The organism is Kitasatospora sp. NPDC002040, from assembly GCF_040296785.1.
Taxonomy (GTDB): domain Bacteria; phylum Actinomycetota; class Actinomycetes; order Streptomycetales; family Streptomycetaceae; genus Kitasatospora.
Genome location: NZ_JBEOXV010000002.1, coordinates 582,588 through 594,915 on the forward strand (window position 1 = coordinate 582,588; position 12,328 = coordinate 594,915).

The 12,328-nt window shown below is 74.1% G+C and carries 3 protein-coding genes; 1 reads left to right on the top strand and 2 read right to left on the bottom strand.

Going from position 1 to position 12,328, the window contains the following annotated elements:
* Positions 1–6 precede the first annotated feature (6 nt).
* Complete coding sequence (locus tag ABT118_RS07975; RefSeq protein WP_350645823.1) at positions 7–10,044, top strand: WXG100-like domain-containing protein; 10,038 nt, start codon at positions 7–9, stop codon at positions 10,042–10,044.
* Between the two features lie 138 nt (positions 10,045–10,182).
* On the opposite strand, the gene ABT118_RS07980 is transcribed toward ABT118_RS07975, so the two are convergent.
* The gene (locus tag ABT118_RS07980) at positions 10,183–11,307 is read right to left on the bottom strand and encodes a serine hydrolase domain-containing protein (RefSeq protein WP_350645825.1); all 1,125 of its coding nucleotides are present in this window, start codon (positions 11,305–11,307) and stop codon (positions 10,183–10,185) included.
* A 16-nt stretch (positions 11,308–11,323) separates the two neighbouring features.
* The gene (locus ABT118_RS07985; protein WP_350645827.1) at positions 11,324–12,322 is read right to left on the bottom strand and encodes an NlpC/P60 family protein; all 999 of its coding nucleotides are present in this window, start codon (positions 12,320–12,322) and stop codon (positions 11,324–11,326) included.
* Between the last annotated feature and the right edge of the window lie 6 nt (positions 12,323–12,328).

The window sequence follows — 12,328 nt, forward strand, 5'->3', positions numbered from 1 at the left end:
TCAACCATGGCGGTCGAGCTCCCCGAACCCCTCCAGTGGGTCCTGCTCCTGCTGGCCGGCACCCGCTGGCCGGAGGGCGAGGAGGACGTGATGCGCGAGATGGCCGACCGCTGGCGCGCCGCCGGGGAAACCCTGGCGGACGTCGGCACCTCGGTCAACTCGGCCGTCCAGCGGGCGCTCGACGGCCAACAGGGCAAGGCCGCTGAAGGCCTGTCCGCACACTGGGCCAAGTTCGCGGTGGGCAAGGGCACCGAAGACGACCCGGGATTCTTCCCCAGCATGGTCAAGTCCTGCGAGGGCATGGGCGAGATGCTGGACAGCATGGCCAACTCGACCGAGACCGCCAAGATCCAGATCGTGGCCCAACTCGGCATCCTGGCCTTCGAGATCGCGACCGCCGAAGCCTCCGCGCCGTTCACCGCCGGAGCCTCGCTGGCCACCATCCCGGCGGCGGTCGCGGTCACCCGTACCGTCGTGCAACAGGTCCTCAAGAAGCTGTTGAAGGAGGCACTGGAGTACGCGGCCAAGGAGGCCGCCCAGGAGGTCGCCATCAACATGCTCGCCCAGACCATCCAGGTGGTCGAGGGCAACCGGAAGGGCTTCGACACCAAGGAGTTGGGCCAGAGCGCGCTCGGTGGCGCGGTCGGCGGGGCCTCCGGCCACCTGATCGGCAAGGGCCTGGGCTCGGCGGCGGGCAAGGCCGGACTCGGCAACGCGATGGAGACCGTCGGCGGCAAGATGGTGCACGGCGCGGCCGTCGGCGTCGGAGCGGACGTCTCCACCCAGCTCATCACCACCGGCACCGTCGACGGCGGCAGCCTGCTCGGCTCCGGCCTCAGCGGCGGCTCCAACGTCGGTCTGCAGCACGGTGCTTCGGCCATCAAGGGCAAGTTCGGCGAGGGTGGCGTCCCGGACATCCCGACGGGCGGCAGCCTTCCCGGCGCCGATGCCCCGCCGACCTTCGGCGGGAAGCCGGGCGGCGGCTCGGCCGGCTCCCACAGCTCCCCCGACGGCGCGGGCGGCGGGGACCGCAGCGCTCAGGCGTACCAGGGCCCCGCCGGCGGCTCGCGTTCCACCGACGTCGGCGGCGACGGCGGCACCGGCCCGTCCACCGCCGGTGGCAGCCGTGGCCTCGCACCGTTCGGCTCGGACCGGACCGGCTCCGGCAGCCACGACACCGGCATCAGCACCGGCACCGGCGGCTCCCACCCCGGCAGTTCGAGCACCGGCACGGTCTCCGGCACCACCTCACGGGGCGGCGACACCGCGCCGTTCGGCGGTACGCCCGCCGGCTCCGCCCAGCACGCCCCGGCCCCCGACAGCAGCGCCCCGCGCCCGCAGGCCGCCGCGCACATCGAGGCCCCGGCCACGGCCGAGACCTCCTCCCGTCCGGCCCCGGCCCGGGCCGACCAGAGCCCTCCGGCGGTGCAGTCGGACCCGACGCCGCGTCAGACCGAGCCGTCCCCTCGCAGCGCCGACTCCGGCCAGCAGCAGCACGCCCCCACACCGCCCGCCGCACCGGCCCCCGACCGCGTACCGCAGGCCGACACCTCGCCGAGCCCCCGTCAGGCCGACGCGCCCGCACCGCAGGTCCGTCCCGAAGCAGAGGCCGCTCCCGCCCGGCCGGAGCCCGCGATCCGTCCGCAGGCCGACAACCCGCCGGTCACCGAGGCGGTCCGTCCCCAGCAGGACACCCCGGCGGCGACCCGCCCGGAGTCGAACGTCCCGCAGCAGCAGGACACCCCCGCGACGGTCCGGCCAGAGCCCAACGTTCCGCAGCAGCAGTCCGGTTCGCACGACGTCCCGGTGACCGATCGCACCCCGGACAGCCCGGTCGCACAGACCCGGCCGACCGAGACCCCGACCGCCGAGACCCCGGCCGCCGTCCGACCCGAGCCGAACGTCCCGCCGCAGCAGGCCGATCCGTCGTCCGACCCGGGCAGCCGGACGCCCACCCAGCAGGAGACGCCGTCGGTCCGCCCCGAGGGCGAGCCCCGGCCCGCCGCCGCACGGGCCGACACCGACCCGACCACCGTGCCGCAGACGCAGGCGCAGGCACAGCCGCAGCACACCCCTCAGCCCGCGCCGCACCAGGAAGCGGGCCCGGCACCCGTCGACCGCTCGGCCCCGCACACCCCCACCCCCGAGCACGCACCCACCCCCGAGCACGCACCCGCGGCCGAGAGCGGCACCCGCATCGCGGGCGGACCGATCACCGCGCCGCGGCCGTCGGCGACGCCCACCCCGGACCGCTCGGACACCCTCCTGCCGCCCACCGCCGATCCGGCGCCCGCCCAGGTGCCGCCGGCCGCCCAGGCCTCCCCGCCGCCACCCGCCGCCACCCCGACACCAACGTCCGCACCCGCACCCGCACCCGGCCGGAGCGGCGGCCTCGGTCCGATCGGCCGACCCACCGGCCCGGTCCAGGGCACCCCGCCCCGTACGGACCGCACCGACCGCCCCGGGGCCCAACAGCCCACCGGCGGGCCCCGGTTCACCCCTCGCCCCACCCCCGACACTGCCCCGACCCCGGCCCCCGAACCGCGCGGCACCAAGCGCGGCCGCGAGGACGACAGCCTCCCGCAGCAGGGCCGTCCCGAAGGCCCGAAGCGCCAGCGCACCCCCGCGTACGAGAACACCGCCGGGCCGCTCCGCGACCGCGGCTACGAGCCCGCCACCCGGGAGCAGTACCAGGCCCTCGCGGACCACTTGAACCAGCACGGCAGCACCCCGCACCCGGACCTCACCCCCGAGCTGCTCGACCACGTCAACCCGCACACCGCAACCATGGACGGCGGCGACCTCTACAGCTGCCTGGAGGCGGTCGAGGCGCTGCGCGACACCCACTACGGCAACCCGCGCCCCTCCGCGCTCCCGCACTCCTCCGTCCCGGAGCACAACTCCGCCTGGACGCTGACCAAGCGTCACGGCACGCCGGTGCCGCACGGCACCGGCCGACCCGGGGTGGACTCGGTGCTGGGCCAGGTCCGCGCCGCCGGTCCCGGCAGCTTCTCCACCGTCCTCTTCTCCGACGGCCCCGGCACCCAGGGCCACGTGGTGGCGCTGGTGCACGGTCAGGACGGCGTGCTGCGCTGGGCCGACCCCAGCAACGGGGACGTGCGCGAGGCCCGGCCGGACACCCTGCCCGGTGACTGGGCCGACGGCAAGCACGTCTGGGCCGCCACCTCCGACTCGGCCGGCGACTCGGTCAACCCCCGCACGGACCTGTCGGTCTTCGACGGTGACGCGCCGACCTTCGGTGTGCTCTCCGTGGTCACCGACGGCAGCACGCTCGCGCCGGCGGACCGGGACGTGGTGCGCCGGCTCGCCCAGGACATCGACACCCAGGTCGAGAAGGCCGCCCGGCTGGCGTTGGCCAACCCGGATTCGGTGCCCGACCTGGACGGCCACACCAGGCTCTGGACCAGGAACTACAACGAGTGGTCGGACCCGGCGACCACGCCCGAGCGCCGGGCCGAGATCCAGAAGTGGCTGCCCAGTCACTTCGGTTACGTGGTCGAGTCGATGACCACTCAGATGATCAAGGACGACGTCACCCTCCCGGCGGGCTACAGCATCGACACCCAGGTGACGCACGGCTCGACCCGCCCCGACCTGGTGATCAGCAAGGCCGACGGTGCGGGCGGCAGGCAGGAGCTGGGCTGGCTGGACATCACCGCCGACAAGTCCGAGGGCCACATCGACGACAAGCAGAGCTCGCTCTGGTCCTCCCGTCCGTACGTGGCCGAGACCCTCTACCCGTCGCTGGACGCCGGCCGGCTCGGCAGTGGCGGCACGCCGGAGCAGCAGGCGTTCGTGCAGGCCCTGGTGCAGGGTCAGCAGGCCGAGAAGCAGCGCTTCGAGCAGAACCTGGGCGAGTTCAAGGACCGGGTCCCGGCCCCGCTCGAGGGTGCCAAGGACAGGAAGCGCGCCGAGATCGAGAAGCGCCTGGGCGAGATGCTCGGCCGGGACCGGAAGCTCACCCCGACCGAGGCCCGGAACGTGCTCCAGGGCCTGGCCAAGCAGTACGGCTCGGCCTACAGCCCGACCCAGTACGGCTACCGGAGCACCGACTCCTCCTCCTACGTGGAGGGCCAGCGCATCCTCCGGGAGCACTTCACCCCGGCCCCCGAGCCGACCGCCGCCGAGCCGTCCGCCACCCAGCAGTCGGACATCGACATGCAGGACGTCTCTCCCCCGCCGACGGCCGCCGACCGCTCCGTCGACCCCTCTGCGGACCGCTCCGTGGATCGCTCCACGGACCGCCGGGACGACGGCACGGACCGCCCCCGCTCCGCGCCGCAGCGCGACGACTACGCCGTCACCAGGCCGGCCGACCTCGCCGACCTGACCCGCGAGTTGCCCCATCTCCCGCCCCGTGAGCGGGCGCAGGCGATCGAGTCGCTCCCGGCCTCGGACCGGCGCGGGCTCGCCCGGGACCCGGCCTTCGTCGCGGCGCTGCGCGACACCCTGCCCGCCGGCGACTTCGCCAGGACCGCCGCCCAGCTGATGGTGGACGTCGACCGCGGCACCGACCGTCCGGCCTCCGCCCGGGCCGAGGCGACGGACCAGCTCGCCCGGATGCTCCAGGACCCGGACACCGCAGCCCGGTTGCTCACCGAGGGCAGCCGCCTGGTGGTGGTGCCCAAGGACGTGCCGATGACCGATCTCGCCCCGTTCGCCCACCTGGGCGGCCGCACCGCCGACAGCGAGGCGGGCGGCGGGCGCGGCTGGGACGACGTGCGCGGCTCCGGCGCCAAGTGGGCCGCCGTGACCGAGGAGAACCTGCTCGGCGAGCGCACCACCGTCGGCCCGGACCCGCACTACAGCGACGGCTACTCCACCACCACCCACGAACTCGCGCACACCATCCACAAGTTCGGCCTCACCGACGCCGACCGGCAGCTGATCACCGACACTTTCGGGGCGAAGCTGGACAGCGAAGCGATCCCGCGCCTGTTCAACGAGGACGGCCCCTCGGAGTGGTCCGACGGCCCGCGCCGCCGCGAGGACGGCACTGAGGCGGAGAACTACGCGGCCCGGGACGAGCACGAGTACTTCGCCCAGGTCAGCAACGCCTACCTCGGCACCAACCACGGCACCGACCCGTACACCGGCCAGCCGCGCAACAACGGCGCCGACTGGGTGCGGGCCAACGAGCCCGAACTCCTGCCCCTGCTGGAGCGGTTGTACGGTCCCGACCCGTCCGCGCTGCACGGCGCCCCGGCCAATCCGGTGCAGGCCACCGACGCCGAGAACGACCTGTACCAGGGCCTGCGCGACTTCACCGCGCGGGTGGAGGGCGACACCCCGCCGCAGGAGGCTGCCGACCGTCCGGAGCCCATCGAGCGCGGTGCGACCGCCGAGGCCGACACCGGCCTCCCGTCCCCGCCGCCGCAGGCCGGCCCGGCGCACCCGGACTCCGGCACCCCGCCGCACACCTGGCCGTCCACCGGCCGGGCGCTGCCCGAACCTGCCTCCCGTGCAGCCGAGTTGGCCGCGCGGTACGGCATCGCCGATCCCGGCACCCTGGCCCGGCAGGTACGGGACGTCCGCGCGGGCGACCTCGACGCCGTCCGGGACCTGCTCGGCGGTGCGCACGGCCCGGACCTGCTCAAGGACCTCGGCCGCGAGGTGCCCGAGCACACCCTGTGGCGGCTCAGCGGTGAACAGCCGGAGAGCGCCGAGCAGTTGCGGGACGTCATCACCCACCGGCGGGGCGGCGTGCCGCCGACCGACCTGGAGGTCGAGGCCAGGCAGGAGGTGCTGCAGAAGCTGGCCGGCCGGTCCGAGGTCACCGTCGTGGTCGCCTCCGGCCCCGGCTCCGGCCACCAGGCGGCGGCGGTCAACATGATCCGCTCACTGCGTGAGCTCGGCTACGACGGCCAGGTCAACCTGGTCGCGCCGACCAACGTGCGGGCCCGGCTGGACCGGATGCTCGACGCCGAGCTGCTCGGTGGCGGCCAGGTCCACTACGCGCCGGACGAGTTCGACCCGCACGGCGAGAACGGGACGGCCCCGGTCCGGCCCGGCGGCCTGACCCTGGTCGCGGCCAGCGACGAGATCGGGGCGGACGGCGACAACGCCAAGGCCCTGCTCTCCTACACCGGCGCCGACCAGGCGGTGGTACTGGCACCCTACGCCTGGGGGATGTCCAGCCGCGCGGTCTTCTCCCGCACCGAGGACGGCGGCTTCGGCGTGCTGCCGCTGGAGGGGACGGTGGATCGGAAGAACGCCCTGTTCCAGCAGCACGTCCCGGCCCCGGACCCGAGCTCCTTCACCGACCACCCGCACCTCCGGTCGGTGGCCGACCGGGTGGCCACCGGCCGGATCGACCTGATGCCGCTCTACGGTCTGGCCCGGCTCACCCCGGACCGCCAGGCGGGCGCCCCCGACTACCTGGCGGCGGGCATCCACCAGGCCGGGCTGGGCAGGCCGGCCGTGCTGCTCCAGGTCGGCAACCACGACATCCCGTACGCCCCGCCGTACGAGCAGCCCTGGCTCAAGCGCGCCGACCTGGCCGACCCGGGCCTGGACGCGGACGGCCTGAACCGGCTGCTCGACGGGCTCGGCCCGGACGACGTACTGGTGCTGCGCTCCGGCCCGCTCGACCAGCAGGCCTTCGAGCAGGTCTTCCAGCTCGGCAGCCTGCCCGCCGTCCAGGAGGGCGCCAACACCACCGGCACCAGCCAGCTCACCGGCCGCCCCTACTTCTCCCCCGTCACCTCCACCACGCCCTACCCGGAGGCGGTCTCCTCCACCGCCGCCCAGGACCTCTCCGCCCGCGCCGGTGACCACCTGTCCGGCGACACCCGGGCCCGGCTGGAGCGGTCCTGGGCGGACGCCCTCAAGCCTGCGGCCACCCGGGCCGAGGTCGACACCGCCGTGCGCGAACTGCGCGCCGCCGCCGACCTGTTGGCGGACCAGGCCGACCGGACGGACGGCGTGGCCGACCCGGCCGGCAAGCGCGCCCTGCGCGAGCTGGCCGAGAACGGGACGAAGAGCGCCGACGCGCTGGAGCGCTCGCACGCGGCAGTCGCCGTCCGCGAGCGGCTCCAGCAGGTCACCGACGCCCTCGCGGCCGGGAACGACTGGACCGCGGCCGTCGAGGAGGCCCCGGCGTACGACGAGCTGCGCAAGGCCGTCTACCAGCGCGAGGTCGCCGACGGCTGGCTGGCCACCCTGCCCGTGGACGACACCTCCGGCAAGGCCTTCGACCTCAAGAGCGACCAGCTGTACGGTTTCGCCGAGGCGCTCGGCCAGGACTACGACCGGCTCGGCGACCTGCTCGGCGCGGGCATGACCCCGGAGCAGCGGGCGGCCCTCGACCACTCCCTCTCCCCGCAGGGGCGGAGGGCCGAGGAGCGCCTGATGATGCGGGGCGACGACCTCTCCCAGATCCCGCTCGGCACCGTCCCCGAGGCCAGGCAGCGACTGGCGGACGTGGCGGCGGCGATCCGCGAGCTGGAGCAGGGGTACATCCAGGAGCTCAAGGACTCCGCCGAGCTCCAGGGCGAGTCCACCGCACCCCGGCCCGAACAGGTCCAGGTCATCGCCGACGTGCTCAACGGCTATGCGCAGCAGGGCTCGCCGTTCCAGCAGTACACCTCCGAGCTCACCGGCCGGGCCGCCGACTGGCAGCAGAACCAGCTGCTGGTGGCGCTGCTCCACCTGGACGACCGGCCGCACGAGGTCCTCCGCGACTCCCCGTCCGTGGAGCCCTCCGTAGAACCGTCGGTGGTCCCCGAGCCCACCCCCATGCACACCCCCGAGCGCAGCCCGGTCCCGACGCCCCGTCAGGAGTCCGCTCCGTCGCCGGAGCCGGCCCCGGAGGTACGGCCGCCCTCGCCCGAGGCGCCGTTCCGGCTCCAGTCCTCGGACAGCGGGCCCAGCCTGTTCGACGACGACTTCACGCTCAACGACGACAGCGACAGCGACGGCGAGCACGTCCCCTCGCCGCCTCCGCCGGCCTCCGCCGCGTTCCAGCTCGGCCCGGTCCGGTCCGCGCCCGCCCAGGACCGCGGCGAGCCCCCGGCCAAGCGCCGCCGCACGCCCGCGTACGAGAACACCGACGCCGTCCTGCACGACCGGGGCTACCGTCCGGCCGACACCGAACAGCACGCCGCGCTGCGGCAGTTCACCGACGGACGCCGCTTCCCCGAGCCGACGCCGGAGCTGCTCGGCCTGATCACGCCGCACCGGGAGCCGGTCAGCCCCGGCCCGGGCTTCCGGCTCGGGGACGACCTGCAGAGCTGCCTGGAGGCCGTCGAGGCGTACCGGGACACGCACTTCGGGCGCCCCCGCCCGTCCGGGCAGACCCGCTCCGGTGCGGTGGAGCCGGGCGCCGCCCGGGTGCTCGACCACCGCCACGACCTGCCGCACCTGTTCGGCGAGGGGCAGCCGGCCGTGGACTCGCTGCTCGACCACGTCCGGCGCGGCGGCCCGGGCTCGTTCGCCACCGTGCTGGTCGGCCGGGAGGGCGAGGTCGGCCACACCGTCGCGCTCGTCAACGGGACCGACGGACAGCTCCGTTGGGTCGACCCGAGCACCCGTCAGTCCTGGGACGCCGAGCCCGGTTCGCTCCCGGACCCACGCACCGGCGGCTGGAAGGTCTGGGCCTCGGCCGCCGGGCCGGACGAGTCCACCCTCCCCGGCCTCACTCCGGACCGCGGCCTCCAGGCCGAGTTCGGTGCACCGTTCAGCCTAGGCAGCCTCTTCGGCACCACCCAGGCGGACGCCCCTGCAACGGACTTGCCGACCGCCCAGCCGCTCACTCTCGCGGACCCGGTGGCCGCGCACGCCCAACTCACCACCGACCCGGGTGCGTTCCTGCAGCAGCACATCCTCTCCTACGACGGCGCCCTCGGCCTGGAGCTGCGCAGCCCCGGCCTCGGCCAACAGGAGTCCCGGGAGTTCATGGCCTGGGCCAACACCCAGCCCCGGAACTGGTTCACGCTGGTCCCGGACCCGCGCCGCAACAACGCCCTCGTACTCACCCCGGCCGTCGAGAAGTACGTCGAGGCCCATCCGGACCACCCGTTCGTCTCCCGCTTCGCCGACCGCTTCGCCACCCCGCCGGCCGGTCAGCAGTACCTGACCTCCTCCTACATCCCCTACCTGGCCGGCGCCCCGGGCGGACAGCTCCACACCGTGGGCTCGACTCCGGTGCCGCTCGACCCGGATGCCGGCACCCCCGGCTCGGAGTTCGTCTTCACCGCCGTGATGAACGGCTGCGCCCTCGCCGTCACCCCCGGAGCCACTCCGGACACCTTCACGGCCTGGCACTACCAGTCCTGCAGCACCAACAACTCCAGCGCCCTGGACTTCCGCCGCACCCAGCAGCCCACCGACTGGTTCGGCCCCGAGGAGTACGAGAGCGGTACCCAGTCCGCGCTCTACGAGGTCACCAACCTGCTCTGGAAGAGCCCGACCGACGGCTGGCAGATCATCAGCCAGGAGACCGGCGTCGACCCGGCCGACCAGGCCGGTGCCGCCATCACCGCCGTCCGCCGGCGCCCGCTGGAGCTGGGCCCGCCGACGGCGGGCGCGGAGGCCGTCCACCTCGCCCGGATCTACACGGGCATGGCCGAGACGGAGCTCAAGCGCTTCGACACCGACGCCGAGGCGATCCTCAAGCAGAGCTGGGGCAACCGGCGCACCGAGGTCGAGCAGGAGCTCCAACGCCTGCGCAGCACCCTCCTGGTGGAGCTCATCGACCTCCGCGAGCAGGGCCACCTCGACCCCCGTACCCCGTTCACCGGCACCAACCCGGCTGCCGTTCCGCTCGCCGACCCGGCCCCCGACAGCCTCTCCTTCGCCTCCCTCGGCGCGGTGGCCCAGGCCATCGGCCCCAACCGCCACACCGTCGGCATGACCGCCCAGCAGCGCCTCACCGCCCTCAACGACGCCACCCCGGCCAAGGACCGCGACTGGCGCCAGCGCAAGCTCGACCAGCTGCTCACCACCTTCGTCCCCACCCCCGCCACCCCCGTCCCCTGGCACCACCACCTCACCACCGAGACCACCGACCACCCCCGCGCCTGACCCGGACCCGGACCCGGACACGGTCGAGCGTTTCGCGCAAGCCGCAGCGGCGGCTCCCCTCCGCCGAGGGGAGCCGCCGCCAAGGTGACGGTCGCTCAGGTCCGACCGGTGCCCGCGCCAGGTGGCGGGGTCAGTGGACTACTTCTCGCACAGCGCCGTGTCCAGCAGGGTGTTCAGCTGCTGGAGCGGCGGGTTGGAGGCGAGGTAGGCGTTGGTCATGACGGAGGCGTGCCGGCCGTCCTTGGTGACCATGGTCTCGCTGAGGTAGCCGGGGACCGCGCCGTTGTGCCACCAGGCGTCGCCGCCGCAGGACAGGGTCGTCCGGACGATCCCGAGGCCGTAGGGGATGGGGGTGACGGGGCTCGGCCGCTCCATCTCCGCCAGCGCCGCCGGTGACACCACCCGGCCGGCCGTCAGGGCCTGGTAGAAGGTGGTGAGGTCCTCCAGCGTGGAGATCACCGCCCCGGCCGAGCTGAAGACGGAGGGGTCGTAGTCGAGGACCGGGCTCCAGAAGAAGAACGGACCGAGCCGGCCGCCGTGGTAACCGGGCACGGACGGGGTCGGCAGGGACCGGTGGCCGGGTACCGGGAAGACGGTGTGGGTCAGGCCGAGCGGCTCGATGATCCGCTGGGTGACGGCCTGGTGGACCGGCTGGCCCGTCACCTTCTCGATCAGCAGGCCGAGGATCAGGTAGTTGGTGTTGGAGTAGGTGAAGCCGCCGCCCGGTGCGGAGACCGGGGCCCGCTTCAGGCCCTCCCGGATCAGGGTGGTCAGCTTGTAGGTGCCGTCCGGTTCGACCAGGGCGATCGAGCCCAGTGGGTCGTACCCCGCGATTCCGCTGGTGTGCTGGAGCAGCTGGCGCACCGTGATGCGGGCGCCGTCGTAGCCGTTCCCGGTGACGGTGCCCGGGAGGTAGGTGTCTATGCCCGCGTCCAGCGCGACCCGGCCCTCGTCGACCAGTTGGAGCACGGTCGCCGCGGTGAAGGTCTTGCTCTGGCTGCCGATGCGGAAGTGCTCGTCGGAGCGGATCGGCTTGACGGTGTTGATCGTGCCGGTGCCGGCCGAGAGCGTCCACGAGCCGGCCGAGTTGCCCGCGTACACGGCGGCGCCGGGGCCGGCGGCGGACTGGAACGAGTTCAGCGCCGCGCGGGTGGCGGAGTGGTCCTCGGCGGCGTGCGCCGTGGTCGTGCCGGTCAGCACGACGACTGCCGCGACCGCCGCGCCGATGACGGCCGGGAGCCGCTTCCTGCTGTGCTGCTTCATGGTCCGTTCCTCCGGCTCAGTGGGTGATCCAGGTGCCCCGGGTGGGGTTCCAGTGGATGGTGGCGTTCTGGAACTGCTGTGCGACGCCGCCGGGTTCGGCGACCTCCTCACCGGTCGGGTAGCCCAGCACCGCCTCGTGCCCGCCGCTGTGGAACGCGTCGTAGATCGCGTCATGGACCACATGCGTGCCCGTGGCGGCCGACCAGAGGAAGAGACCCCGCTCGAAGAACTGGTACCGGCCCCTGGTCCCGTCCGGAGCCCGCGACGCATCCGCCTCGTCCATCGTCGGGAAACCCCAACGCCGTTCGGCATCCGTCGCCCAGAACCTGGTGAGGATGTCCCCGCGGACGGCGTACGCCACGTCGGGGTGCCACAGCACGATCCCGCCCTCGAACTGCTGGAACCGCCCGCCCGCCGAGGAGTCGCGTTCACCTCGGACCGGCTGCCCGAGCACACCGCCCGGACCGCCCAGGGCGGCGTACTTGGCGCCGATCGTCCCGTAGGGCATGAGGTCGTCGAGCCGGTCGTAGCGGCGGGGCGCGAACCCGCGCAGCCCGTCGTTCCAGACCCGCTCCTCGGCCACCTGCCCGAAGTCGTACTCCTCCCGGACCACCGGCCGGGTGTGGGCGCCGTCGGCCCAGCGGAGGAAGAGGGCCACGTGGTCGGTGCCGTCGGAGTCCTTGAGCAGGGCGTCGCCGGGCTGGAGGTCGTCGGCGGGGATGCCCCGGGTCACGTTCCACAGGTCCCAGGTGGTCAGTGAGGTGCCGAGGTGCCAGGCCATCGAGACGAAGCCCGAGCAGTCCGGCCGGTAGCAGCCGAACTGGTTCTGGTGGCAGCCGGTCCAGCTGTACGGCACCTGTTCGGCGATCCAGGACCAGGAACGGTCCATCACCTCGGCGCGCCCGAGCGGCTCGTCGGGGCCGGCCGCGTGGGCGGCCGGTGCGCCCGGGAGTGCGAGCGCGCAGACCGCCAGGGCCAGGCCTGCCGCGCGGATGAGACGGAGGGGGAACTTCATCGCGTA

Excerpts from the sequence above, each read along its gene's own strand:
- ABT118_RS07985 (WP_350645827.1), bottom strand. The coding sequence starts at position 12,322 with ATGAAGTTCCCCCTCCGTCTCATCCGCGCGGCAGGCCTGGCCCTGGCG.
- ABT118_RS07980 (WP_350645825.1), bottom strand. The coding sequence starts at position 11,307 with ATGAAGCAGCACAGCAGGAAGCGGCTCCCGGCCGTCATCGGCGCGGCG.
- ABT118_RS07975 (WP_350645823.1), top strand. The coding sequence starts at position 7 with ATGGCGGTCGAGCTCCCCGAACCCCTCCAGTGGGTCCTGCTCCTGCTG.